This window comes from Lysobacter sp. K5869 (genome assembly GCF_018847975.1).
GTDB lineage: Bacteria > Pseudomonadota > Gammaproteobacteria > Xanthomonadales > Xanthomonadaceae > Lysobacter.
The window spans coordinates 2,431,473-2,455,972 of sequence record NZ_CP072597.1; the positions used below are offsets into that span (position 1 = coordinate 2,431,473).

Genomic DNA, 24,500 nt, shown 5'->3' on the forward strand with positions numbered 1-24,500 from the left:
TTCAAGCCAGATCGCCGAACCGCGCCTGCAACGCCGCGATCGCCGCCAAGCCCGCGGTCTCGGTGCGCAGAATGCGCGGGCCCAGCCGCAGCCCTTGGAAGCCGGCCGCGCGCAGCTGCTCGCGGTCCGACGGTGACCAGCCGCCTTCCGGGCCGATGGCCAGCAGCACCGGCGCGGCCGCGTCGATCCGCAGAGTCGAGAACCCGAGTTCGCCTTCCGGGTCGAGGGTCAAGCGCAAGCCGCCCGGCGGCAACGCCGATAAGGCAGCGGCCAGCGCCAGCGGTGCGGCGACGTCGGGCACCGCCGCGCGGCCGCTTTGTTCGCAGGCCGAGGCGACCACGCTGCGCCAATGCGCCAGACGCTTGTCGGCGCGCGCCGCGTCGAGCTTGACCTCGCTGCGCTGCGACCACAGCGGATGGAACGCGCTCGCGCCCAGTTCGGTGGCCTTCTGCAGGATCAGGTCCATCTTCTCGCCGCGCGCCACGCCTTGCAGCAGCACCAGCCGCAGCGGCGATTCGCGCGCGACTTCCTGCGCCGATTCGATGGCCACGCGCACTTCGCGCTTGCCGATGGCGCTGATAACGCCGTGGTAATCGCGCCCGTCGCCGTTGAACAAGACGCAGGCGTCGCCGACTTCGTGGCGCAGCACCCGCGCCAGATGCGTCGCCGGGCCTTCGGGCAAGACCACCTCGCGGCCCGGGGCCAGATCGGCGTTTTCCACGTGCACGCGGGTCAGTCTCATGCGTCGGCCTCCGCGATCGCGCTGTCGATGGCTTCGCGCGTGGTCCGCGCGAGCAGTTGCAAGGCGTCTTCGTCGACGCAGTACGGCGGCATCCAGTACAAGATGTCGCCGAGCGGGCGCAGCAGCACGCCGCGCTGCAGCGCGGCGCGATAGGCGCGCAAGCCGATGCGCGCGGCCGGGTCGAACGGCGTGCGCTTGTCGCCGCCGCGGGTCAGCTCGAACGCGACGATCATGCCCGCTTGCCGCACCTCGGCCACGTGCGCGTGCTCGCGCAGCGGCGCGGCCAGTTCGGCCATGCGCGCGCTGGTGCCGCGGTTGCGTTCGATCACGCCGTCCTGCTCGAAGATCGACAGGCTCGCCAACGCCGCCGCGCAGGCCAGCGGGTTGCCGGTGTAGCTGTGCGAATGCAGGAAGGCGCGTTCGCGCGAATCGTCGAGGAAGCCGTCGTAGATCGATTGCGTGGCCAGCACCGCCGCCAGCGGCAGCGCGCCGCCGGTCAGGCCCTTGGACAGGCACAGCAGGTCGGGCATCACTCCGGCCTGTTCGCTGGCGAACATCGTGCCGGTGCGGCCGAAGCCGACCGCGATCTCGTCGGCGATCAGGAACACGCCGTGCTCGTCGCAGATCTCTCGCGCCAGCCGCAGGTACTCGGGGTCGTGCATGCGCATGCCACCGGCGCACTGCACGCGCGGCTCCAGGATCATCGCGCAGACCTGTCCGGCATGGCGTTCGAGCAGATCGCGCAAAGCCCGCGCGGCCTGCTGCGCGCGCTCGGCCGGGGTCTGGCCGGGTTCGCACTCGTAGGCGTCGGGCGAGGGCGCGAACAGCGACTCGATCAGCAGCGGCGCGTAGATGCGCCGGTACAGCGGAATATCGCCCACGGCCAGCGCGCCGAGGGTTTCGCCGTGGTAGCCGTTCTCCAGGGCGACGAACTTGGTGCGGCCTTCGACGCCGCGGTTGCGGAACCAGTGGAACGCCATCTTCAGCGCCACCTCGACCCCGGCCGAGCCGTTGTCGGCGTAGAACACCTTGGTCAGCGGCGCGCGCCCGCTCTGGCGCGGGGCGATGGCGAGCAGGCGCTCGGCCAGTTCCACCGCCGGCGGGTGCGAGACGCCGGCCAGGATCACGTGCTCCAGGGTCCGCGCCTGTTCGCCGATGGCCGCGGCGATGCGCGGCTCGGCATGGCCGAAAATGTTGGTCCACCAACTGGAAATCGCGTCCAGGTAGCGGCGGCCGTCGTGGCCGATCAGCCAGGGGCCGCGGCCGCTGGCGATGGGCAGCAAGGGCAGGGTGTGCGGGTGTTCGCGCATTTGCGTGCACGGGTGCCACAGCACGTTCAAGTCGCGTTCGCGCCAGGCGTCCGCCGCAGCGTTGCCGGGCTCTGCTAGCATCTGGGGGTCGTGAGTGATCTCTCGCATTCCCCCATTATCGTGCCTTTCCGCCTTCCGCTCATCGCGCCCCGGCGCGCGCCGCTCAGGTCCGGAGCCGCGCCGTGAGCCGGCGCCTGCCGATCGTCCACAACGTCGTCGAGCACGACGCCTCCGGCTATCGGATGGAATCGCTCGACCTGGAGTTCTCCAACGGCGAGCGCCGCCGCTACGAGCGCCTGCTCGGCCGCCCGCGCGCGGCCGGCCCCGGCGCGGTGATCGTGGTGCCGATGCTCGACGACGAGACCGTGCTGCTGGTGCGCGAGTACGCCGCCGGCGTGCACCGCTACGAGCTGGGGCTGGTCAAGGGCCGGATCGACGCCGGCGAGGACGCGATCGAGGCCGCGGACCGCGAGCTCAAGGAAGAAGCCGGCTACGGTGCGCGCTCGCTGACCGTGCTGCGCTCGCTGAGTCTGGCGCCCACCTACATGATCCATCAGGCCTATCTGGTGCTGGCGCGCGATCTCTACCCCGAGCGCCTGCCCGGCGACGAGCCGGAAGAGCTCGAAGTGATTCCGTGGAAGCTCGACCGCCTGCACGAGCTGATCCTGCGCGAGGACTTCTCCGAAGGCCGCACCATCGCCGCGCTGTTCATCGCCCGCGAATGGCTGCGCCACGGCGAGCCGGCGCCGCCGCCGGCCGAAGACGCCGACCCCGCCGGCGGCGCGGAGATCGCGCCGTGAGCGCGCCGGCCGCGTCCGCGTTCGTCGCCGACGGCGCCCTGGTCGAAGGCGCCGTCGCCATCGCCCGCGCCGCCGCCGCGGCGATCCTTAAGGTCTACGACGGCGAGTTCGCGGTCGAGCGCAAGGCCGACGCCTCGCCGGTCACCGCCGCCGATCTGGCCGCGCACCATCTGATCCTCGACGGGCTCGCGCGGTTGACCCCGGACATCCCGGTGCTGTCGGAAGAGTCCGCCGACGAAGTCGGCACCGCGCAACGCCGCGCCTGGGACCGCTTGTGGCTGGTCGATCCGCTCGACGGCACCCGCGAGTTCGTCAAGCGCAACGGCGAGTTCTCGGTCAATCTGGCCTTGATCGAACGCGGCGAGCCGGTGTTCGGGCTGGTGCTGGCGCCGGTCGGCGGCGCGCTGTGGCACGGCGCGCGCGGCGGCCACGCCTATCGCCGCGACGGCGACGCCGAGCGCCGCGTGCGCGTGCAGGTGCCGCCGGCGCAGCCGATGCGGGTGGCCGCGAGCCGTTCGCACCACAGCCAGCGCAGCGACGATTTCCTCGCCCGCGCCCATCGCGAAGCCCCCGGCGGCATCGCCATGGTCAGCCTGGGCTCGTCCCTGAAATTCTGCCGCATCGCCGAAGGCTCGCTGGATCTGTATCCGCGCTTCGGCCCGACCAGCGAGTGGGACACCGCCGCCGGCCAATGCGTGCTCGAGGCCGCCGGCGGCGCGTTGCTGGATCCGCGCGGGCGGCCGTTCCGTTACAACCAGCGCGAACATCTGCTCAACGGCGACTTCATCGCCCTGGGCGATGCGTCGCTGCCGTGGAGGACTTGGCGAGATGGCTGAAGTGCTGAACCTGCCGCCGGGCATCGCCGGCCTGCTGGAAATCATGGCCCGGCTGCGCGACCGCGAGCGCGGCTGCCCGTGGGACATCGAGCAGACTTTCGCCACCATCGCCCCGTACACCATCGAGGAAGCCTACGAGGTCGCCGACGCGATCGACCGCGGCGATCTCGACGCGCTCAAGGACGAACTCGGCGATCTGCTGCTGCAAGTGGTGTTCCATGCGCGCATGGCGCAGGAGCAGAACGCGTTCGCGTTCGAGGACGTGGTCGCCGCGATCAACGACAAGATGGTGCGCCGGCATCCGCACGTGTTCGGCGAGGCCAGCGTCGAGGACGTCGACGCGCAGACCGTGGCCTGGGAAGAGCAGAAGCGCCGCGAGCGCCAGGCGGCCGGCGAAACCGACACCTCGGCCTTGGCCGGCCTCTCGCGCGGCCTGCCGGAATGGCAGCGCGCGGTGAAGCTGCAAAAGCGCGCCGCCACGGTCGGCTTCGATTGGCCGGCGCCGACGCCGGTGATCGCCAAGCTGCACGAGGAAATCGAGGAAGTGCGGGTCGAATTCGACGCGGTCGCCGCCGCGCCCGACGACGCGGCCGCGCGCGACCGGTTGGAGGAAGAGATCGGCGACGTGCTGTTCGTCTGCGCCAATCTCGCCCGCCACGCCAAGGTCGACGTCGGCGCCGCGCTGCGCCGCGCCAACCTCAAGTTCGAGCGCCGCTTCCGCGCGATGGAACTGCAGGCCGCGCAGGACGGCATGGCCTTGCCGGAGCTGTCGCTGGAGCGGCAGGACGAGTACTGGGAAAAGGCCAAGCGGGCCGAGCGCGAAAACGGCAAGTGAGCCGGCGCGCAGGGGCGGCGGCGTGGGTCGCGAGTCTCGCGCCTGACGTGTCTTGCGCCGGTGCGAAGGGGTTTGCGTCGGCTTAGCGATTCTTTCGCGATCCGAACGGCTCGGCTGCGTGTTCGCGGCGGCGCCCTCGGGCACGGGCCGCTCGCTGCGCTCATCGCCGCCCCTCGCCAACCGCGCGCCCGCTACGGAGCGACCGCATGCTCAAGACCTTGCTGCTGTTCCTGATCACCGCCGTGGCCGAAATCGTCGGCTGCTATCTGCCGTACCTGTGGCTGCGCAAAGGCGGCAGCGTCTGGCTGTTGCTGCCCGCGGCCGCCAGCCTCGCCCTGTTCGCGTGGCTGCTGACCTTGCATCCCACCGCCTCGGGCCGCGTGTACGCCGCGTACGGCGGCGTCTATGTCACCGTGGCGATCTTCTGGCTGTGGTGGGCGGACGCGGTGAAACCCAGCCGCTGGGACCTGTTCGGCGCCGCGCTGTGCCTGGCCGGCATGGCGGTGATCATGTTCGCGCCGCGCTCGGCTTGAGCGCGCGACGCGCCCCGGCCTCGCCGTTAGCGTCCCAAACTGCACGCCGCGCGCCGGCTTGAACCGGCCGCCGCGCGGGCGCAGGATCGGCGTCGCCCTCCGCCCCGGACCCGACCGCATGCTGTGCTACCGCCACGCTCCCGAACCAGCGCTCGGCGTGTGCCGCTACTGCGGCCGCGGCTTGTGCATGCAGTGCGTGCGCGACCCCGCGACGGGGCTGGCCTGCAGCGAGGAGTGCGAGCAGCGCTTGATCCGCTACGACGTCATGCTGATCAACGCCGAAACCGGCTATCGCACGGCCCGGCGCGGAAATGTCGTCTCGGCGCTGTTTCCGGCCCTGCTCGGCGCGCTACTGTTGTACTTCGGCCTCACCGAATTCAGCGATTTTCACGCGGTGGCCGCGATGGGCGCGCTGTTGATCGCATTCGGCGCGGCGATCGGCTGGCGCCAGCGCCGTCTGGCGCGGCAATGGAAGTGAGGCCCGCGCGGGCCGACCCGCGCGAACGCGCATGGAGGAAACCGACATGTCCGACCGCTTCGCCAATTTCCGCGAGTTCTATCCGTTCTACCTGAGCGAGCACAGCAACCGCACCAGCCGCCGGCTGCATTTTGTCGGCAGTTGCGGCGTGCTGGCGCTGGTCGCGCTGGCGATCGCGCAAGGGCGGCCGTGGCTGTTGCTGGGCGCCTTGGTGTGCGGCTACGGCTTCGCCTGGGTCGGGCATTTCTTCTTCGAGAAGAACCGGCCGGCGACCTTCAAGCACCCGTTCTATTCCTTCGCCGGCGATTGGGTGATGTTCAAGGACATCCTGACCGGCAAGATCAAGTTCTGACGGCGGCGCGCGGCGGTCGCGCCGCGGGCCCGATGCAAGGATGCCCTGCCCAATGAAATTCGCTGTGTTCGCCGTACTGAGCCTCGCTTGTGCCGCCGCGAGCGCGGCCGCGCCCACCGCGCCCGACTTGCCGCTGCGCGCCTCGGCGTGGCTGGAGCAGGCGATGGACAGCAAGACCTGTCCGCTGGTGGATGTGTGGGTGGGCGGCACCGGCAGGATCGGCTCGGGCCGGCGCGCGGCGACGGTGTGGTTGGCGCGCGAGGACGAGGCCGGCGATCCGTCCGCGTGGCCGGCGTTGTATCTCTCCGTCGGCGGCCGCCCGTTGGCGCTGCGTCGCGAAGACGGCGCCGGCGATGTCGAAACCCGAACCCTGCGCGAACGCCGCGGCGCGCTGTTGCGCTGGTCGGCGCCGGCCGAGCGGGTGTCGGCGCGCCTGCAATTGCAGGCGCCGCGTTTGTACGTCGAGAACGGCGAGGGGTGGGATGCGGTGCCGCCGGCGCGGGCCGAGCAGGCGCGCCAGGGCGAGGATTCGACCCGAACGGTGTGGAAAGGCCGGCTGAGCCTGGAGCTGCGCGGCGGCGCGTGGGAACGCGAGGTCGAAGTGGTGTCGACCTGCGGACCGTAGCGCCGCGGCCGGTCCCGCGCCACGCGCCACGCGCGTCGTGCCGCGCCGCGATCAGCGCCGCGGCAGATGCAGCGCGATCTCCCGCAGCGCCTGCGCGGCCGCGCGTGGGTGGGGATCTTGCGCGGCCGCCGCGCGCCACTCGGGCCAGCGGTCGCAGGGCGCCATGAGGCTGCGCAGCCACCTGCCGTTGTCGAGGCCGCCGGGCAGATCGGGATCGTCGGCGGGCGCGGGCAGGCTGGCGTCGAGCCCGTCGAGGAAAAAGCGCCGGCCGCGGCGGCGGAAATGCAGGCCGACGCGCCCGTCGAGCAGCGCGGCGCCCTGGTCCGCGCCGTCGAACCGGAACCATTCGATCTTCGCCGCCGGCGCGCGCGCGGCCACCCAGGCCAGCGCCTGCGCCAACGGCAGGCCGGGCCACAAGGCGACGCTCGCGCCGAGGTAGCGCCCGCGCAGGTAGAACGGCTTGACCGTCAGCGGCCGCCAGCCGCCGCGATGGCGCAGCGCGACCTCGCGTTCGAGTTGTTCGGCCGCGCCGGGCTCCAGCCCGGCGCGTTGCCAGCCGTGGGCGAGGGCGGTGTCCAGGTCCCAGCCCGGATCGAGCCCGAACGCTTCGGTCGAGACCAGCCGGCCGTGGTCGAGGAACTCGGCGACCAGTTCGCGCAGGCTCAGCGCGATACGCAAAGGCGCCGTCGCCGCGGCGGTCACGGCTTCGGCAGCCACGCCGCGATCCGCTCCACCGCCCGCAGCGCCTCGCGCCGCGGCCGGCCCTTGGGATTGAGCGCGGCCCGCGCGGTCCATTCGGCGACGCTGTCGCAGGTCTCCGAGTACCCGCTCACGCTCGCGCAGTCGATTTCGTCCAGCGGCTCCCAGCCGTCGCCGCTGCCGACGATGCGCGGGACGATCGAGGTCACCCGAAAGCGTCCACCTTTGCGCGAGAAATTGATCTTGACCCGCTCGTCGACGCGCAGCGCGCCGGACTCGGCGTTGCAGCTCTCGAACCACTCCACGCCCGGCCCCGCGCCGAGCAGGGCCAGCCAACGCAGGATCGTGGCCAGCGGCGGCCCGGGCACCAGGCCCAGTTCGCTGCCGAGGTAGCGGCCGCGCAGATAGGTCGAGGCGAGGTTCGCCGGCACGACCCCGCCGCGGTGGCGCAGCCACACGTCGCGTTCGATCTGCACATAGGCGGCCGGCCGCATCCTCGAATACCGGAAGCCGCCGGCGACGACGGCCTCCAGCGGCTGCTCGGGGTCGAACCCGAACGCGGCGGTCGAACGCAGATGGCCGTGCCGCAGGTACTCCTCGACCACGGCGTGCAGGCTCAGATCGATGCGCAGCGGGGGAGCGTTGGGGTCTGGGTAGGTCATGGTCGGCCGAATCCTTGGCGGAGCGGTGGGGTCAATCCAGGAAGATCAGCCAGGCCGCGACCACGATCAGCCCGAACCCGGCCCAGTGGTTCCACTTCAGCGGCTGGCCCAGGTACCAGATCGAGAAACCGGCGAACACCAGCAGGGTGATGACCTCCTGCATGCCCTTGAGCTGCGGCGCCGAATAGACCGCGCTGCCCATGCGGTTGGCCGGCACCTGCAGGCAGTACTCGAACAGGGCGATGCCCCAGCTGACCGCGATGGCCACCGTCAGCGGCGCCGACTTGTACTTCAGATGCCCGTACCAGGCGAAGGTCATGAAGATGTTGGAGCCCAGCAGGAGCAGGATCGGGTAGAGGCGGTCGGCGAGCATGCAAGGGCCACAGAGGCGGAATGTGATGGTTCTACAGTATCGCCTTCACGAACCGTCCACCTTGTGGAGGGCAATCTTCACAAAACTGAAGGACAGTGGAGAGGCTGCATGCAGGGTACTAGAGACGGGGGCTTGGTCCTCATCGTCGAAGACAACCGCAATATCTCCGAGATGGTGGGCGAGTACCTGGAAAGCCGCGGCTTCGAGGTCGATTACGCCGCCGACGGTCTGGACGGCTACCGGCTGGCGACGGAGAACAGTTACGACGTGGTCGTGCTGGATCTGATGCTGCCGCGCATGGACGGCATCGAGGTCTGCAAGAAGCTGCGCGAGGAGGCCCGCAAGTCCACGCCGGTGCTGATGCTTACCGCGCGCGACACCCTCGACGAGAAGCTCACCGGCCTGAGCGCCGGCGCCGACGACTACCTGACCAAGCCCTTCGCGATTCAGGAACTGGAAGCGCGGCTGCGCGCCCTGATCCGGCGCGAGCGCCGCCAGGTCGGCGGCGAGGTGCTCAAGGTCGCCGATCTGGTGCTCGACCCGGCCAGCCTGCGGGTCACCCGCGGCGGCAGCGAGCTGCAGCTCTCGCCGATCGGCCTGCGCCTGCTGACCATCCTGATGCGCGAATCGCCGCGCGTGGTCAGCCGGCAGGAGATCGAGCGCGAGATCTGGGGCAACGGCCTGCCCGATTCGGACACCTTGCGCAGCCATCTCTACAACCTGCGCAAGACCATCGACAAACCGTTCGACAAGCAATTGCTGCATACCGTGCAGAGCGCCGGTTACCGGGTAGCGGACATCTCGCAGCCGCCGGACTGATTGGACCGGTTCTCCGCCACCGCCATGCCGCAAGGGCTACCGCGCAAGATCAAGCTTGCGTTCATCCTGCAAGCTTTGATCGGCAGCATAGCGATCACGCTGGGCATCCTCCTGGCGGGCTTGGCGGTGCGCCACGTCGTCCTCGAACAGCGCATGCAGCGCGAGGCCGACGATTACTGGGCCGGCCGCGCCCGCGACCCGAACTACCCGTTGCCGCGCACCTCGACCACGCGCGGCCATTTCGTCCCCGCCGGCGCCAGCGATTCGGTGCTGCCGGCGCAGATGCGCGGCGCCGATTCGGGCCTGCACAACCTGCCCGGCGGCGGCAAGGTGGTGCTGGTCGACCGGCGCGAGGCCGGCAGCTTCTATCTGGTGTATTCGACCTCGCTGATCGACGAGGCGATCCTTTACACCGGCCTGTTCTCGCTGCTGTTCTCGCTGCTGACCACGTATCTGATTTCCTGGCACACCTACCGCACCTCCAAGCGCTTGGTGTCGCCGGTGAGCTGGCTGGCGAACGTGGTCTCGCAATGGGATCCGCGCGACCCCGACACCAGCCTGATCGAGCCGATCAAATTCCCCTACGACCCCGGCAGCGAAGTGCGCCGGCTGTCGAGCGCGCTGAGCGGACTGGCCGAGCGCGTCAGCGACTTCGTCCAGCGCGAGCGCGATTTCACCCGCGACGCCAGCCACGAACTGCGCACGCCGCTGACCGTGATCCGGGTCGCCACCGACCTGATGCTGGCCGACCCCGACACGCCGGTGCGCGCGCAGCGCTCGCTGCTGCGGGTGCAGCGCGCCGGCCGCGACATGGAGGCGGTGATCGACGCCTTCCTGATTCTGGCGCGCGAATCCGACGTGGAGCCGCAGTCGGAAGAGTTCGCGGTGCGCGACATCGTCGACAACGAGATGGAACGCATCCTGCCGCTGCTCAACGGCAAGCCGGTGGAGCTGCATCTGTACGACGAGGGCGGCCCGCGCCTGACCGCGCCGCCGCACGCGCTGGGGGTGATGGTCGCCAACCTGCTCAGCAACGCGGTGCGCTTCACCGACAGCGGCCGCATCGACGTGCGGCTGGCCCGCGACAGCATCGAAATCCGCGACACCGGCATCGGCATGTCGGTGGAGACGCTGACCAAGGCCTTCACTCCGTTCTACCGCGCCGATTTCTCCGCCGGCGACGGCAAGGGCATGGGCTTGTCGATCGTGCGCCGGCTCGGCGAGCGCTTCGGCTGGCCGGTGACGCTCACCAGCGCGCCGGGGCAGGGCACGACCGCGGTGATCCGCTTCAAGCCCGGCCTGCCGCCGCCGCCCGCGCCGCCGGCGCCGGTCGCGCCGGTGCCGCGCGTGCCCGAGGCCTGACGGCGCGAGAGACTTCGGTTTCCGCAGCAATCGCTCGGGGCCGCCGCGCCCGCAAAGGCGCCGCGGCCGACGTTCGCTCCCGGCCGCTCGCGCGCGCCCGACCCGCTCACGCGACGTTTTCGCGCGCCCTGGCATCCATGAACCGACGCCGCCTTGCCGCCGCGTCGCGGGCGCGGCCAAACTGAACCTCGGCTCCGGCGTCCGGCGATCCGCGCTCCACCGTGTCAACCCTGTTCAGCCACGTGCGTTCGCACCCGCAGAGCCCACCGTCCCGATCCCATGAGCGCAGCCCAGCCGTCTTCGTCCCGCCCCGCACCGACCCCGCGTCCGCGCAAGTCGCCCTGGCCCAAGCGCGCCGCCATCGCCGTGGCGGTGCTGGCCCTGGCCGGGGTCGGCTGGCACTTCTACAGTAAGCGCAGCGCCGAGGAAGCGGCCGGCGCCTACCGCACCGCCAAGATCGAGCGCGGCGACATCCGGGTGACGATCTCGGCCACCGGCGCGCTGTCGGCGATCTCCACGGTCGATGTCGGCAGCCAGATTTCCGGGCAGGTGATCGACGTGCTGGCCGACTACAACGACCACGTCACCAAGGGCCAGGTGATCGCGCGCATCGACCCGGCGACGTACGAGGCGCAGATCAACCAAGGCAACGCCCAGGTCGCCAACGCGCGCGCCTCGCTCGCCACCGCGCAGGCGACGCTGCGCAACGCCGAACTCGATTACCAGCGCAAATCCTCGCTGGTGAAGGACCAGCTGATCGCGCGCAGCGACGCCGATCTGGCCCGCGCCGCGCTCGATCAGGCGCGCGCCCAGCTCAACGGCGCGCAGGCGCAGATCGAACAGCAGTTGGCCTCGACCCAGACCTCGCGCCTGAACCTGCAGCGCACGGTGATCCGCGCGCCGGTCGACGGCGTGGTGCTGACCCGCAGCATCGAGCCGGGCCAGACCGTGGCCGCGAGCCTGCAGGCGCCGGTGCTGTTCCAGATCGCCGAAGACCTGTCGAAGATGGAGATCGTGCTGGCCATCGACGAGGCCGACATCGGTCAGGTCAAGCCGGGGCAGGCGGTCAACTTCACCGTCGATTCCTTCCCCGACCGCAAGTTCCGCGGCGCCGTGCAGCAGGTGCGGCTGTCGGCGACCAACACCAGCAACGTCATCACCTATCCGGTGGTGGTGTCGGTGGACAACGCCGACGGCGTGCTGCTGCCGGGCATGACCGCGAACGCGGAAATCGAAGTCAGCCACCGCGACGACGTGCTGCGCGTGGGCAATGCGGCGCTGCGCTACAAGCCCGACGACGATGCGGCGGCCGCGGCCGGCGCGCCGGCGGGCGGCGGCGCGCAGCGCGGCGGCTTGGGCAACGATCTGCCGCGCGTGGCCGATCAGCTCAAGCTCGACGCGGCCCAGCGCGCGGCCTTCGACGCCGCGCTGGAGCAGATGAAGCAGCGCATGGCCGCGCGCAACGCCGCGCCGGGCGGCGGCGCCAACGGCGGTCCGCCGGCGGGCGGCGCGCCGACGATCATCATGGGCGGCCGCGGTCCGGGCGGCGGGGGCGGCAACAACAACAACCGCAACCGCGCCGCCGGCGCGGTCTCCGGCGCCGCGCGCCAGCGCATGCTGGAACGCTTCAACCAGCAGTTCGGCGCGTTCCGCGGCTTGCTCAGCGACGAACAGAAGAAGACCTGGGACAGCGAGATCGGCGCCTTGGTCAGCGCGCGCCGCGCGCCGCTGTACAAGCTGGTCGGCGGCAAGCCCGAAGCGGTGGTGGTGCGGGTGGGCGCCAGCGACGGCAGCTGGACCGAGGTCTCGGGCAACATCAAGGAAGGCGACGACGTCGTCGTCGGCACCGGGCGCGGCAAATGAGCGCGGTCGCGGCCGCCGCGCCCGTGCGCGGCGAGGCGGTGATCGAAACCCGCGCGCTGGGCAAGGTCTATTCGCCCGGCAGCGAGGCCGAGGTGATCGCGCTGCACGGCGTCGATCTGCGCATCGCGCGCGGCGAGTTCGTCGCGATCATGGGGCCATCGGGTTCGGGCAAGTCGACGCTGATGAACCTGATCGGCTGCCTCGACACGCCCACCAGCGGCGTGTATCTGTGCGACGGCGTCGATGTCGCCACGCTCGACAAGGAAGAGCGCGCGATCCTGCGCCGCGACAAGATCGGCTTCGTGTTCCAGGGCTTCAACTTGCTGCCGCGCATGAACGCGCTGGAGAACGTGGCGATGCCGATGGGCTACGCCAACGTGCGCCGCGACGAGCGCGCGCGGCGCGCGCAGGACGCTTTGGAAGCGGTCGGCCTGGGCCAACGCGCGGGGCACCGCCCTAGCGAACTGTCCGGCGGCCAGCAACAGCGCGTGGCGATCGCCCGCGCGCTGATCAACCGCCCGCCGATCCTGCTCGCCGACGAACCCACCGGCGCGCTCGATACGCGCACCGGCGAGGAGATCCTGGCGCTGTTCAAGAGCCTGCAAGCGCAGGACCACACCGTGGTGCTGATCACCCACGACCCGGACGTGGCCGCGCACGCCGACCGCATCTTCGTGATGCGCGACGGCGAACTGCACGAGCAGGAGCGCGGCGCATGAATTTCCTGGAAACGCTGCGCACCGCGGTGTTCGCCCTGCGCGGCAACTGGCTGCGCAGCGCGCTGACTTCGCTCGGCGTCATCATCGGCATCGCCGCGGTGATCGTGATGGTCTCGGTCGGCCAGGGCACCCAGTCGGAAATCGACAAGCTGGTGTCGGGGCTGGGTTCCAACCGCCTGGACATCAGCTCCGGCGGCGGCGGGCGCGGCGGTGGCGGCGTGCGCCTGAGTTCGTCGAGCTTCTTCACGTTGACCGAAGCCGACGGCGACTCGATCCGCAACGAGGTGCCCGAAGTGCAATACGTCGCCGCCTCGTTGCGCGGCGGCACCCAGGCGGTGTACGCGGAGAACAACTGGTCGACCCAGTGGCAGGGCGTGCAGCCGGATTTCTTCGACATCAACGGCTGGACCATCGCCGCGGGCTCGAACTTCGAGGCGCGCGATTACGGCAGCGGCGCCAAGTCGGTGATCCTCGGCGAAACCGTGCGCCGCGAACTGTTCGGCGACGAGGATGCGATCGGCCAGACCGTGCGCCTGGGCCGGGTGCCGTTCACCGTGATCGGCACGCTCAACCCGAAGGGGCAGGGCGGATTCGGCCAGGACCAGGACGACGTGGTGCTGGTGCCGCTGGAAACCGGGCGCCGGCGCATGCTCGGCGCGATGGGCCTGCCCAACGGCGCGGTGATGCAGATCGCGGTCGGCGTCGGCCGCGCCGAGGACGTGTCCTACGCGCAGGAACAGATCGAAGGCCTGCTGCGCCAGCGGCACAAGATCCAACCCGGCAGCGACGACGATTTCAGCGTGCGCAACATCGCCGAAGTCGTCGCCACGCGCACCCAGACGACGCGGCTGATGTCGCTGCTGCTCGGCGCGGTGGCGACGATTTCGCTGATCGTCGGCGGCATCGGCATCATGAACATCATGCTGGTGTCGGTGACCGAGCGCATCCGCGAGATCGGCCTGCGCATGGCGGTCGGCGCCGGGCCGGGCGACATCCAGCGCCAGTTCCTGGCCGAGGCGATGCTGATCTCGCTGATCGGCGGCGCGCTCGGCATCGCTATCGGTGTGGTCGGCACCTTGCTGGTCAGCCGCATCGGCGCGTTGCCGGTGGCTTTGAACGGGCAGGTGATCGGGCTGGCGGCGGGGTTTTCGATCGCGACCGGTTTGTTCTTCGGCTATTACCCGGCGCGCAAGGCGTCGCAGCTCGATCCGATCGAGGCCTTGCGGCAGCAATGACCCCGCTGGCCAAGGCGGCGGCGCGGGATCGCGCACCCGCCGACGCGACCGGCCGAAGCCCCTGTAGGAGCTGCGCGAGCTGCGACCGCGAAACCACGCTTACGCCGTCAGCCGGATGTCGCGGTCGCAGCTCGCGCAGCTCCTACAGGGGGCTGCCGATGCATCGCGGGCCGGGCCGGTCGCCGGTCTGAATCGGTTCGGCCCGCGCGGCGCTCTCGACAGGTGCGATCCCCGGCCCGCCGCGGCGGGGCTCGGCCGGCCGCGGACCCTTCGCGACGACCCCGGCCAGGCACCTCCGGCGACCCGGCCGATCCCCGCGGCGCCCCCGGCGCCGGGGCGACCCGCCCAGGCTTGTGGCAAAATCGCGGCCTTGTGGCGGCCGTCGGCCGCCGTCGTCCGGCCGGTTCCGGCCTTTGGATCGAGAACGCCCGCCCATGCCGACCTTCCCGTCGTTCCCGACCGCGCGCCGATCCGGCGACGCGGCCCCCGTCCCCGCTGCGACGGTGCGCCTCGATGGCTGACGAATACGGGCATCTGCCGCGCGGCCCCGGCCGCATCCTCAAGGCGGCGACCTGGTCCATGCAGGGCCTGCGCGCGGCGTGGCTGCACGAGTCCTCGTTCCGCCTGGAGGTCTACCTGTTCCTGGTGCTCTCGCCGGTGGGCTGGTACTTCGGCGAAACCGGAGTCGAGCGCGCGCTGCTGATCGGCTCGATCCTGCTGGTGCTGAGCGTGGAACTGCTCAACTCCGCGGTCGAGGCGGTGATCGAACGCTACGGCCCGGAATTCCACGAACTCGCCGGCCGCGCCAAGGACATGGGCTCGGCCGCGGTGTTCGTGCTGTTGATGAACGTGTTGCTGGTGTGGGCCGCGATCCTCGGCCCGCGCCTGTGGCACCACCTGATGGGCTGATCGCCCCCCGCAAGGACGCAACGCGTATCGCAAGGGCGGCGCCTTTCGCCGTCCGCTTCCGGGCCGCCCGCCGCGGCGCGCCCGTGCCCGCGGCCTCGCCGCGGGCGCTACACCCATAACACTCAGAGGTATGCCGCACGTGATGGAAATGCTGACCGATCCGCAAGTCTGGATCACCTTGTTCACCCTGAGCGCGATCGAGATCGTGCTGGGTATCGACAACCTCGTCTTCATCTCGATCGCGGTCAGCAAGCTGCCGTTCGACCAGCGCGAGAAAGCGCGCAAGTTCGGCATCGCGGTGGCCTGCATCACCCGTATCGGCCTGCTGCTGACCCTGGCCTGGCTGGCCGGCCTGACCAGCGATCTGTTCACCGTCGCCGGCATCGGCATCTCGATCCGCGACCTGGTGCTGATCCTCGGCGGCGCGTTCTTGCTGGTGAAGGGCTCGATGGAGATCAAGGACCTGATCGTCGGCGAAGAAGACTCCGACGACGTCCACACCAAGCCGGCGGCGTCGTTCATGATGGTCATCGCGCAGATCGCGGTGATCGACATCGTGTTCTCGCTCGACTCGGTGATCGCCGCGGTCGGCATGGCCAGCCACACCCCGGTGATGGTCGCCGCGATCCTGCTCGCGGTCGGCGTGATGCTGCTGGCGGCGCGTCCGCTCGGCCAGTTCATCGACAACAACCCGACCATCAAGATGCTGGCGCTGGCCTTCATCGTCCTGGTCGGCGCGTTCCTGATCCTCGACGGCCTGGGCATCCACATCCCGAAGGGCTACATCTACGCGGCGATGGGTTTCTCGGCGCTGGTGGAATGCCTGAACCTGTGGGCGAAGAAGCGCGCGGCGCAGCGGCTGACGGCCGAGTAAGCGCGGCCTGTTTGCCGCGGAACAAGGCCGGCGAGCGATCGCCGGCCTTTTCGTTGGCGGGGCACGGGTTTCGTGGAGCGACGCGGGTCCCGATGCGTTCGTGCCGGATCGCCGCGTCCGCGCGGACCGAAGTCCCACCCGCGAATGCGGAAACGTCCCACGCCCGTCGTCACACCGCGTCCATTGCGCCGCTTCGCGCCCGGTGCTGCAATGCGGCCGTCATCCCGCCGGAGTCCGCGCCATGTTCCGTCCCCTGATCGTGCTCGCCCTGGCCGTGCTGCTCAGCGGCTGCGGCTACAACACCATCCAGCAAAAGGACGAGGGCGTGAAAGCGGCCTGGTCGCAGGTGCTCAACGTCTACAAGCGCCGCGCCGATCTGGTGCCGAATCTGGTCGCCACGGTGAAGGGCTACGCCAGCCACGAGCAGCAGGTGCTGACCCAGGTCACCGAGGCGCGCGCCAAGGTCGGCAGCATCAACGTCAACGCCAACGATCAGGCTTCGCTGCAGCAGTTCGAGCAAGCCCAAGGCGAACTGCGCGGCGCCATCGGCCGCTTGCTGGTGGTCAGCGAGAACTATCCGCAGCTCAAGGCCGACCAAAGCTTCCTGAGCCTGCAGACCCAGCTGGAAGGCACCGAAAACCGGATCACGGTCGAGCGCCAGCGCTACATCGCCGCGGTCCAGGACTACAACACCTTCATCCGCCAGTTCCCCACCAACATCACCGCCAAGCTGTTCGGCTACGCGACCAAGCCGAACTTCACGGTCGAGAACGAGGCGCAGATCCAGCAGGCGCCGACGGTGGACTTCGGTTCGGCCCAGCCCGCGCAGCCGCAGCCGCCGGCGCAGCCGGCGCCGCAGCATTGACCGGCCGGCGATGAGCGCGGCCGCGCGCCGACCCTCGCTGCCGTGGGCGGCGCTGCTGGCGGCGCTGTGGCTGTGCGCCGCGCCGGCGTTCGCGCGCGGCGCGGCGGCGCCGGCGCCGGTCACGCAAGCCGCGCCCGCCGAGGGCGCGGAGTCCGTCTCTTCCGATAGCGCCGCGGCGGCGGGCGAAGTCGCGGTGCCGCGCTTGACCGGCCCCGTCGTCGACCTGACCGGCACGCTCGACGCCGCCGCGGTGTCGCGCTTGAGCGAACGCTCGCTCGACCTGCAGCGGCGCAAGGGCGCGCAGTTAATGCTGCTGATGCTCGACAGCACGCATGGCGAAGACATCGCCGCTTACGCCGGCCGCGTGTTCGCGCAATGGCGGCCCGGCCGCGCCGGCATCGACGACGGCGTGCTGGTGGTGGTGGCCAAGGCCGACCGGCGCATGCGCATCCACCTCGGAAGCGGATTGGACGAGCCCCTTTCCGAACAAACCGCCGCGCGCGTGATCGAAGAAATCCTGGCCCCGGCGTTCCGCGACGGCGACTACGCCGGCGGCCTGGAGCGCGGCTACGACGCGCTGATCGGCCTGATCGACGGCACGCCGCTGCCCGAGCCGAAAGCCGAGCGACTGCCGTGGCCGCTGCTGGCGTTCGCCGGATTGATGACCTTGCCGTTCGTGCTGATCCCGCTGTTCGGGATGCGCGCGGCGTGGCGCAGCGGCCCGCTGGCGTTCTTCGGCCGCTGCGCGGTGATCGTGGCGGTGGCGGCGGCCGCGTATGCGTTCACCGCGCCGAAACTGTCGCCGGACCTGCAGGACTGGGAACGCTGGATGCCGATGGCGTTGTTCACCTATATCGCCACCGCGTTCGTGTCGGTCAGCGGATTCGCCAGCGGCGGCGACGGGCGCCGCGGCGGCGGTTCGCGCTGGGACGACGAGGACGAGCGCCGGCGCCGGCGTTCCTCGTCTTCCTCGTCGAGTTCGAGCAGTTCCAGCAGCTACTCGGGCGGCGGCGGACGCAGCGACGGCGGCGGTTCGTCGGGGAGTTGGTGATGGCGGCCGTACGCTCGGCGTTCGGACTCGCGGCGCGCTGGCGCGGCGCAGTCGCGCTGCCGGGGTGCCTGCTCGCGTTCGCGTCGTGGGCGCAGGCGTCGGTGCCGGAGGCTGCGGCCTATCGCGCCGCCGGCGACGCGGCGGCGTGGCGGCCGGTCGAATGCATCGCCGCGCTCGGTTTCGCGTTCGCCCTGGCCGTGGGTTGGCTGTCGCGCGCGCGCGGCTGGGCGTTGGCCTTGGCCGTGCCGGCGGCGTTGTTGCCGCCGGCCTGGGCGGCGTGGACGTGGAGCGGGCCGGCTTCGGTGTGGATCGCGCTGGCGTGCAGCGTGGCCGGCGGCGCGCTCGGGCAGGCGCTGCGGCCGCGGCGCTGGTTGCGCAGCGTCGCCGGCGCGTCCGCGGTCGGGTTGGCGTTGGCGGCGTTGGTGGCGGCGCTGTTCCGCCAAGGCGTGCCGAAGCCCGGCGATATCGGCGTGGCCGCGATTTCGCTGTTGCTGGCGACGCCGCTGTTGGTCGGCGTGATCGCGCCGCCGATGGCGGCATGGCGGCAAAGCCGCGGCGGTTGCCTGCTGCGCGCGCTGGTGTTCGCGGCGCTGGCGTGGTTCGCGTGGCTGGGCTTGCAGCGCCTGACCGGCGGCGCGGCCGCGCGGATGGAGATTTCGGCTTGGCTGGGCCTGGGCGTGCTCGGCTTGTTCGTTTGGGTCTTGGTGTTTTTCTTCGACGGCAGCGGCTCGGGCGCCAGCCGCGCGCGCGGTTACTCCGGCGGCGGCGCGCGCGACGCAAGCGGTGCCGGCGGTTCGAGCCGTCCGGGCGGTTCCGGCGATTCGGGTTGGTCGGGCGGTGGCGGCGGAGCGAGCGGATCATGGTGAATCAGCGTGGCATCGAAGCACGCACCGCAACGCGCGGCCTGCTGCGCGCCTTGCTCGGTTTCGGCCTGTGGCTGCTGGCCGCGGCCGCGTTCGCGCAACAAGCCGCGCCGATCCCGGCGATGGACTCGCCGGTGGTCGACACCACCGGCACGCTCGACGCGACCGCGCGCGCCAACCTGGAAGCGCAGGCGCGCGCGCTGCAGCAGCGCAAGGGCAGCCAACTGCAGATCCTGATGGTGCCGAGCACGTTGCCGGAAGAAATCGAGCCGTACGCGGTGCGCGCGTTCGAGCAGTTCAAGCTCGGCCGCAAGGGCGTGGACGACGGCGTGCTGGTGGTGGTGGCCAAGGACGACCGGCGCGTGCGCATCGAGGTCGGCTACGGCCTGGAGGGCGCGATCACCGACCTGCAATCCGGCCGCATCATCCAGGAATACATAGCGCCCAAGTTCCGCGCCGGCGATTACGCCGGCGGCCTGACCGACGCCACCGCGATGCTGGTGCGGCTGATCGACGGCGAACCCTTGCCCGAACCGATGGGCCGCGGCGCGCAGAGCGTCGGCGGCGCGGACGACGGCAATTGGGTGCTGGCCTTGTTCCTCGCCGTCATCGGATCGAGCTTGATCCGCGGCGTGCTGTCGGCGGCGCCGGCGATCCTGCGTGGGCTGATCGGCGCGGCCGGCGTCGGCGCGGTCGCGTGGCTGCTCGGCATGGCGTGGTGGCTGATCGGCTTGAGCGCGGTGGCCGGCTTCCTGCTCTCGCTGCTGGGACGCGGCGGCGGCCATTACGTCGGCGGCGGCGGGTGGGGCGGTTACGGCGGCGGCTGGGGCGGCGGCGGTGGAGGCGGCGGAGGCGGTTGGTCCGGCGGCGGCGGTTCCAGCGGAGGCGGCGGCGCCTCGGGGAGTTGGTGATGATGCGCATGCTCCGCCATCTCTGCGCCGGGCCGGCGCGGCGGCGTTTTCCCGAAGCCAGCCTGCGCCGGATCGCGGCGGCCATCGCCGCGGGCGAGTCCCGGCACAGCGGCCAGCTGCGTTTCGCGGTCGAGGCGCGGCTGGGCTGGAACGATCTGATCGCCGGGCGCGACGCGCGCCAGGCCGCGCGCGGCGCGTTCGCCCAACTCGGGGTGTGGGACACAGCGGGCAACAACGGGGTCTTGCTGTATTTGCTGCTGGCCGATCACCGCATCGAGATCGTGGCCGACCGCGGCTACACGCGCCGGGTCGGCGACGAACGTTGGCAGGCGGTGTGCGACGACATCCAGCGGGCGCTGGCGACGGGAGCGGCCGAGGCGGCCGTGCTCGGCGGCATCGCCGCGTTGAACGAGATCATGGCCGCGGCGTTCCCGCGCGAAGCCGGCGCCGCGGCGGCGGGCAACGAACTGCCCGACGAGCCGGCGTTGCTGTAAGCGTCGCTCTCTCGCTGCCGCGACGGCCACGGCGCGGGCCGCACGCATCCGCGATACGCCGCGGCCTAGCGCCATCGGCGCCCGCCACGCCGAATCCGGCGCCCGCCCGCAACCCCAAAGCCCGGCTGAAACCCGCGCCGCTTCGTCCCCAGCGGCCGCAACCCGCACCCTGCGCGCCGGCGCGCTGGGGCACAATAGGTCGGTCTTCCGCTCCCCCGAGCCCGTCCCGTCGCATGATCATCCTGCATCAGATCGATCCGATCGCGCTGTCCCTCGGCCCGCTGCAAATCCACTGGTACGGGATCATGTACCTGCTGGGTTTCGTCACCGCCTGGTGGCTGGGACGCCGCCGGGTCCGCGCCGGGCGCTTGCCCGGGGTCAGCGAGGCCGCCTACGGCGACCTGTTGTTCTACGCCATGATCGGCGTCGTGCTCGGCGGCCGCATCGGCTACGTGTTGTTCTACGGCTTCGCCGACCTGCTGCGCGATCCGCTGATGCTGCTGCGCATCTGGGAAGGCGGCATGAGCTTCCACGGCGGTTTGATCGGCGTGGTCAGCGCGGTGTGGTGGTGGTCGCGCAGCCACCGCACGCATTTCTTCGACACGCTCGATTTCATCGCCCCGCTGGTGCCGCCGGGCCTGGGCTTCGGCCGACTGGGCAACTACATCGGCGGCGAGTTGTGGGGCAAGTTCACCGCCGAAGGCTGGGGCGTGGTGTTCCCGCGCGCGCCGGAGTTCGCCAACTGGACCACGCAGCAACTGCAGACCCAGTTCGCCGCCGGCGCGCTGGACCGCTACGCGCGCCATCCCTCGCAGCTGTACCAGGCCGCGCTGGAAGGGCTGACCATGTTCGCGGTGCTGTGGTGGTTCTCCAGCAAGCCGCGCCCGCGCTACGCGGTGTCGGGCCTGTTCGCGCTGCTGTACGGCTGCTTCCGCTTCCTGGTCGAATTCGTGCGCGTGCCCGACCAGCAACTCGGCGATCACGGCTATCTGGCGTTCGGCTGGCTGACCATGGGCCAGGTGCTGAGCACGCCGCTGATCCTGCTGGGCCTGTTCTGGCTGTGGCTGTCCACGCGCTCGCCGACCCTGCAACCGCAACCGCCGGCCGCCGAGCCGGCCAAGGGCTGAGCCGTGCGCCAGTACCTCGACCTGCTGCGCCACGTGCTCGAACGCGGCGCCGAAAAATCCGACCGCACCGGCACCGGCACGCGCAGCGTGTTCGGCTGGCAGATGCGCTTCGATTTGAACCAAGGCTTCCCGCTGGTCACGACCAAGAAGCTGCACCTGCGCTCGATCGTGCACGAGCTGCTGTGGTTCCTGCAGGGCGAGACCAACATCGCTTACCTGAAGGACAACAAGGTCAGCATCTGGGACGAATGGGCCGACGCGCAGGGCGAACTCGGCCCGGTCTACGGCAAGCAGTGGCGGCGCTGGGCCGACGGCACCGGCGTGGAGATCGATCAGATCCGCTGGGTGGTCGACGAGATCAAGCGCAATCCCGATTCGCGCCGGCTGATCGTCAGCGCCTGGAACGTCGCCGACCTGCCGAAGATGGCGCTGATGCCCTGCCACGCGCTGTTCCAGTTCTACGTGGTCGACGGCAAGCTCAGCTGCCAGCTGTATCAGCGCAGCGGCGACATCTTCCTCGGTGTGCCGTTCAACATCGCCAGCTACGCGCTGCTGACCCACATGGTCGCGCAGGTGTGCGGGCTCGGCGTCGGCGATTTCGTGCACACGCTGGGCGATGCGCATCTGTACTCGAACCATTACGAACAAGCGCGCGAACAGTTGGCGCGCGAGCCGCGCACGCTGCCGACGCTCAAGCTCAACCCGGCGGTGAGCGATCTGTTCGCGTTCGGCTACGACGACATCGCCATCGAGGGCTACGACCCGGCGCCGGCGATCAAAGCGCCGGTCGCGGTCTGAGTCCGGCGATGGCGCGCGGCGCTGCGCGATGGGCCAGCGTCGCTTGCCTGGCGCTGCTGCTCGGCTTGAGCGCATGCGCGCGCCCGGCGAACGATGCTGCGTCCGCGGCGAAGGCATCGTCCGCGCCCAAGCAAGCCGCGCCTTTGCGTTCGCCGGACCGGCCGCTGCCGGAGCCGTTGCCGGCGCCGCCCGTGCCGGAACCGGGCGTGCGCGCCGAGCCGGAAGCCGACATGCCCTTGGCCGCGGGCAGCGCCGTCGAGGCCGCGCGTTCTCTCTACGACCTGCACATGCGCTTGCATGCCAGCGGCTTGCCGGTCGGCGAGGATCTCGCGCGCTATCGGCCGCTGCTGTCCAAGCGTCTGCTGGCGCTGATGGCGCCGGCCGCGCGCGAGCGCGACCGCACGATCGCGCAGACGCCCGATCTGAAGCCGCCCTACATCGAGGGCGATATGTTCACCGGGCTGAGCGAAGGCGCGACCGGTTACAAGCTCGGCAAACGCAACGCGCTCGGGCCGGATCGCGAGAGCGTCGATCTCGAATTCGTTTACGACGACGGTTCCGGCCCGCCGACCCGCTGGCGCGGCCGCGCGCAGATGGTGCGCGAGGACGGGAGCTGGAAGCTCGACGAAGTCGAATACGGCGATTTCGATGCCGGCGTACAGGGCGATTTCGTCCGCGCCGGCAGTCTTTCCGACTGGTTCAAGTAACGGCCGATCCGGCGAGCGCCGCCGACGCGCCTTGCAACGCAACGCGAGGAACACCGCATGACCACTCAGCTCAGCCTGATCGCCGCGCTCGACCGCAACCGCGCCATCGGCCGCGACAACGCGCTGCCGTGGCGCTTGTCGGACGACCTCAAGCGCTTCAAGGCGCTGACCTTGGGCAAGCCGCTGCTGATGGGGCGCAAGACCGCGCAATCGCTGGGCCGCGCGCTGCCCGGGCGGCGCAATCTGGTGCTGACTCGTTCGGGCGAAGTGCCGTTCGCCGGCATGCAAGCGGTGGGTTCGACCGAACAAGCGCTGGAGCTCGCCGCGGCCGACGGCGCCGCCGAACTGTGCGTGATCGGCGGCGGCGAGGTGTACGCGCTGTGTCTGCCGTCGGCGTCGCGCTTGTACCTGACCTGGGTCGATACCCGGGTCGAAGGCGCCGACACGTACTTTCCGCGCTTCGACGAAAGCGAGTGGCGCGAAGCCCGGCGCGAGCGGCATCGCGCGGACGAGCGCAACGAGTTCGATTTCGAGTACGTCGACTATGTTCGCCTGGGCATCGATTGAGGCCATCGTCGCGCTTCGTCGTTGCGTAGGCGCTGCGTAAGCTGCGGCCCGAACGGGCGGCGCAAAACGCGTTGCCCCCAAACCGGTTTGCCCTTGCATTCGCCGAAGCGCCACGGCCGCTACCTGTAGGAGCTGCGTAAGCTGCGACGCACGCAGGCGGCGGAAAACGCGCTGCGTCCGAAGCTCGGGCTATCCGGGCTTTTTCATGGCGATGACTGTTCGGCGGGTACGCGTGGGGGATGTTTTTCGGCGTCTCGCCGCCACCAGGCCTTTGCGTTGGCCGGGTTTCGAGTGGTCGCAGCTTACGCAGCTCCTACGGCCGCTTACGGCCGGATCAGCGCGAGGCCGTGGCGCTCGCGGGCAAGCTCGGCCGATAGCGACCGGTGATCTCGTACGCGAACAGCACGTCTTCCTCCCGCGTCCCGCGCGCGATGTTGTGCAGGATCAGCGGCCGCTTGCGGTCCCAGGAGCGGCGGTCGGAGACGATGCCGATGTGGGTCTGGCCGCGGCCCAGATCCCAGGTCACCACGTCGCCGGCGCGGTAGTCGCCGGCGTTCGCGCTCACCGGCAGCGACCAGCCCTGGCGCTCGAACCAGCGGCGCAGGTTGGGCACGCGGCGGTGGTCGATGCTGCGGTCGGTGGACGTCGCCCGCCACAGCGAGGGGTAGGCGGCGAAGTTCGCGCGCATGTCCTCGTGCACGCTGCGCTGCAGGTCCAGGCCCTGCAAGCGCAGCGCGCGGATCACCACGTCGGTGCAGACGCCGCGGTCGGGCGCGACATCGCCGCCGGGATAGCTCAGTGGCACGTAGGCCGGGTCGTACAGCCGCACCACGCCGACCTGCGCGCGCGCGGCGGCGACCAAGGGCGGCGAGGGCGCGGCGGGTTCCGACGAGGGCGCGGGCCAGACGTGGGTGTCGACGCGTTGCCCCGGTGGCGCGGACGGTTGCGAGCAGGCGGCGGCGAGCAGCGCGAACAACGGCGCGGCGATGCGCGACGCTAGCTTGCGCGAGACAGGTGGCGACAACGGCCGCGCCGGCGGTGGGCCGCGCCTTGTGGCGGCGCTCCATCGCGTCGGCGGCAACTCGCGCGCG

General features: G+C 70.8%; 29 protein-coding genes. 23 read left to right on the forward strand and 6 right to left on the reverse strand.

Going from position 1 to position 24,500, the window contains the following annotated elements; translation table 11 throughout:
* Position 1: 1 nt before the first annotated feature.
* Together J5226_RS10375 and bioA are read right to left on the reverse strand one after the other, a co-directional pair.
* Positions 2–742 carry a 16S rRNA (uracil(1498)-N(3))-methyltransferase gene (locus J5226_RS10375; protein ID WP_215839831.1) on the reverse strand — a complete coding sequence of 247 codons (741 nt, stop codon included), beginning with the start codon at positions 740–742 and terminating at the stop codon, positions 2–4.
* Positions 739–2,133, reverse strand: coding sequence for an adenosylmethionine--8-amino-7-oxononanoate transaminase (bioA, locus tag J5226_RS10380; RefSeq protein WP_215840383.1), 1,395 nt, complete (start codon positions 2,131–2,133; stop codon positions 739–741). Before bioA ends, J5226_RS10375 begins: the two co-directional genes overlap by 4 nt.
* A 101-nt stretch (positions 2,134–2,234) precedes the next feature.
* Here bioA and nudE point away from each other — a divergent pair, with 101 nt between their 5' ends.
* The 7 genes from nudE to J5226_RS10415 all read left to right on the forward strand — a co-directional run bounded on the left by nudE (position 2,235) and on the right by J5226_RS10415 (position 6,511).
* The gene (gene nudE / locus J5226_RS10385; protein ID WP_215839832.1) at positions 2,235–2,852 is read left to right on the forward strand and encodes an ADP compounds hydrolase NudE; all 618 of its coding nucleotides are present in this window, start codon (positions 2,235–2,237) and stop codon (positions 2,850–2,852) included.
* A gap of 38 nt (positions 2,853–2,890) precedes the next feature.
* Positions 2,891–3,688 (forward strand): 3'(2'),5'-bisphosphate nucleotidase CysQ, encoded by a 798-nt coding sequence (cysQ, locus tag J5226_RS10390; RefSeq protein ID WP_255323106.1) that lies wholly within the window; start codon positions 2,891–2,893, stop codon positions 3,686–3,688.
* Positions 3,681–4,523 (forward strand): nucleoside triphosphate pyrophosphohydrolase, encoded by an 843-nt coding sequence (mazG, locus tag J5226_RS10395; protein ID WP_215839834.1) that lies wholly within the window; start codon positions 3,681–3,683, stop codon positions 4,521–4,523. The genes cysQ and mazG overlap by 8 nt, the downstream gene beginning before the upstream one ends.
* Positions 4,524–4,729: 206 nt before the next feature.
* Positions 4,730–5,056 (forward strand): YnfA family protein, encoded by a 327-nt coding sequence (locus J5226_RS10400; protein WP_215839835.1) that lies wholly within the window; start codon positions 4,730–4,732, stop codon positions 5,054–5,056.
* Positions 5,057–5,174: 118 nt separating this feature from the next.
* Entirely contained in the window at positions 5,175–5,534 is a 360-nt protein-coding gene (locus J5226_RS10405; RefSeq protein ID WP_215839836.1) for a hypothetical protein, read from the forward strand.
* A gap of 46 nt (positions 5,535–5,580) precedes the next feature.
* Positions 5,581–5,886, forward strand: a complete 306-nt coding sequence (locus J5226_RS10410; protein WP_215839837.1) for a DUF962 domain-containing protein — start codon at positions 5,581–5,583, stop codon at positions 5,884–5,886.
* A gap of 52 nt (positions 5,887–5,938) precedes the next feature.
* The gene (locus J5226_RS10415; RefSeq protein WP_215839838.1) at positions 5,939–6,511 is read left to right on the forward strand and encodes a hypothetical protein; all 573 of its coding nucleotides are present in this window, start codon (positions 5,939–5,941) and stop codon (positions 6,509–6,511) included.
* A gap of 51 nt (positions 6,512–6,562) precedes the next feature.
* Here the strand turns inward: J5226_RS10415 and J5226_RS10420 are convergent, their stop codons facing one another.
* The 3 genes from J5226_RS10420 to J5226_RS10430 are packed head-to-tail and all read right to left on the reverse strand — an operon-like array spanning position 6,563 to position 8,245.
* Entirely contained in the window at positions 6,563–7,228 is a 666-nt protein-coding gene (locus J5226_RS10420; protein ID WP_215839839.1) for a hypothetical protein, read from the reverse strand.
* Positions 7,210–7,872: a hypothetical protein gene (locus tag J5226_RS10425; protein WP_215839840.1), complete on the reverse strand. Its 663-nt coding sequence runs from the start codon at positions 7,870–7,872 to the stop codon at positions 7,210–7,212. Before J5226_RS10425 ends, J5226_RS10420 begins: the two co-directional genes overlap by 19 nt.
* A 31-nt stretch (positions 7,873–7,903) precedes the next feature.
* Positions 7,904–8,245, reverse strand: a complete 342-nt coding sequence (locus tag J5226_RS10430) for a DMT family protein (protein WP_215839841.1) — start codon at positions 8,243–8,245, stop codon at positions 7,904–7,906.
* 108 nt (positions 8,246–8,353) lie between these two features.
* Here J5226_RS10430 and J5226_RS10435 point away from each other — a divergent pair, with 108 nt between their 5' ends.
* From J5226_RS10435 to J5226_RS10510, 16 genes are all read left to right on the forward strand, one after another.
* The gene (locus J5226_RS10435; protein ID WP_057948657.1) at positions 8,354–9,064 is read left to right on the forward strand and encodes a response regulator transcription factor; all 711 of its coding nucleotides are present in this window, start codon (positions 8,354–8,356) and stop codon (positions 9,062–9,064) included.
* Positions 9,065–9,088: 24 nt separating this feature from the next.
* Entirely contained in the window at positions 9,089–10,426 is a 1,338-nt protein-coding gene (locus tag J5226_RS10440; protein ID WP_215840384.1) for a HAMP domain-containing sensor histidine kinase, read from the forward strand.
* Positions 10,427–10,705: 279 nt separating this feature from the next.
* Positions 10,706–12,289, forward strand: a complete 1,584-nt coding sequence (locus J5226_RS10445) for an efflux RND transporter periplasmic adaptor subunit (protein WP_215839842.1) — start codon at positions 10,706–10,708, stop codon at positions 12,287–12,289.
* Positions 12,286–13,008 carry an ABC transporter ATP-binding protein gene (locus J5226_RS10450; RefSeq protein ID WP_215839843.1) on the forward strand — a complete coding sequence of 241 codons (723 nt, stop codon included), beginning with the start codon at positions 12,286–12,288 and terminating at the stop codon, positions 13,006–13,008. The genes J5226_RS10445 and J5226_RS10450 overlap by 4 nt, the downstream gene beginning before the upstream one ends.
* Entirely contained in the window at positions 13,005–14,243 is a 1,239-nt protein-coding gene (locus tag J5226_RS10455; RefSeq protein ID WP_215839844.1) for an ABC transporter permease, read from the forward strand. Before J5226_RS10450 ends, J5226_RS10455 begins: the two co-directional genes overlap by 4 nt.
* 513 nt (positions 14,244–14,756) lie before the next feature.
* Positions 14,757–15,152: a diacylglycerol kinase gene (locus J5226_RS10460; protein WP_215839845.1), complete on the forward strand. Its 396-nt coding sequence runs from the start codon at positions 14,757–14,759 to the stop codon at positions 15,150–15,152.
* A gap of 130 nt (positions 15,153–15,282) precedes the next feature.
* Positions 15,283–16,026, forward strand: a complete 744-nt coding sequence (locus J5226_RS10465) for a TerC family protein (RefSeq protein ID WP_255323051.1) — start codon at positions 15,283–15,285, stop codon at positions 16,024–16,026.
* A gap of 241 nt (positions 16,027–16,267) precedes the next feature.
* Positions 16,268–16,891: a LemA family protein gene (locus tag J5226_RS10470; protein ID WP_215839846.1), complete on the forward strand. Its 624-nt coding sequence runs from the start codon at positions 16,268–16,270 to the stop codon at positions 16,889–16,891.
* Between the two features lie 10 nt (positions 16,892–16,901).
* Positions 16,902–17,942, forward strand: coding sequence for a TPM domain-containing protein (locus J5226_RS10475; protein WP_215839847.1), 1,041 nt, complete (start codon positions 16,902–16,904; stop codon positions 17,940–17,942).
* A complete protein-coding gene (locus J5226_RS10480) occupies positions 17,942–18,808 on the forward strand; it encodes a hypothetical protein (protein WP_215839848.1) in 867 nt (288 codons plus the stop codon). The genes J5226_RS10475 and J5226_RS10480 overlap by 1 nt, the downstream gene beginning before the upstream one ends.
* Positions 18,802–19,716 (forward strand): TPM domain-containing protein, encoded by a 915-nt coding sequence (locus J5226_RS10485; RefSeq protein WP_215839849.1) that lies wholly within the window; start codon positions 18,802–18,804, stop codon positions 19,714–19,716. The genes J5226_RS10480 and J5226_RS10485 overlap by 7 nt, the downstream gene beginning before the upstream one ends.
* A gap of 2 nt (positions 19,717–19,718) precedes the next feature.
* On the forward strand, positions 19,719–20,210 hold the full coding sequence (locus tag J5226_RS10490) for a TPM domain-containing protein (RefSeq protein ID WP_215840386.1): 492 nt from the start codon (positions 19,719–19,721) through the stop codon (positions 20,208–20,210).
* Between the two features lie 233 nt (positions 20,211–20,443).
* Positions 20,444–21,337: a prolipoprotein diacylglyceryl transferase gene (gene lgt / locus J5226_RS10495; RefSeq protein ID WP_215839850.1), complete on the forward strand. Its 894-nt coding sequence runs from the start codon at positions 20,444–20,446 to the stop codon at positions 21,335–21,337.
* Between the two features lie 3 nt (positions 21,338–21,340).
* Positions 21,341–22,135 (forward strand): thymidylate synthase, encoded by a 795-nt coding sequence (locus tag J5226_RS10500; protein WP_215839851.1) that lies wholly within the window; start codon positions 21,341–21,343, stop codon positions 22,133–22,135.
* A 230-nt stretch (positions 22,136–22,365) separates the two neighbouring features.
* A complete protein-coding gene (locus J5226_RS10505; RefSeq protein WP_215839852.1) occupies positions 22,366–22,842 on the forward strand; it encodes a hypothetical protein in 477 nt (158 codons plus the stop codon).
* A gap of 57 nt (positions 22,843–22,899) precedes the next feature.
* The gene (locus J5226_RS10510; RefSeq protein WP_215839853.1) at positions 22,900–23,409 is read left to right on the forward strand and encodes a dihydrofolate reductase; all 510 of its coding nucleotides are present in this window, start codon (positions 22,900–22,902) and stop codon (positions 23,407–23,409) included.
* 334 nt (positions 23,410–23,743) lie between these two features.
* On the opposite strand, the gene J5226_RS10515 is transcribed toward J5226_RS10510, so the two are convergent.
* Positions 23,744–24,433, reverse strand: a complete 690-nt coding sequence (locus J5226_RS10515; protein WP_255323052.1) for a DUF1287 domain-containing protein — start codon at positions 24,431–24,433, stop codon at positions 23,744–23,746.
* Positions 24,434–24,500 lie beyond the last annotated feature (67 nt).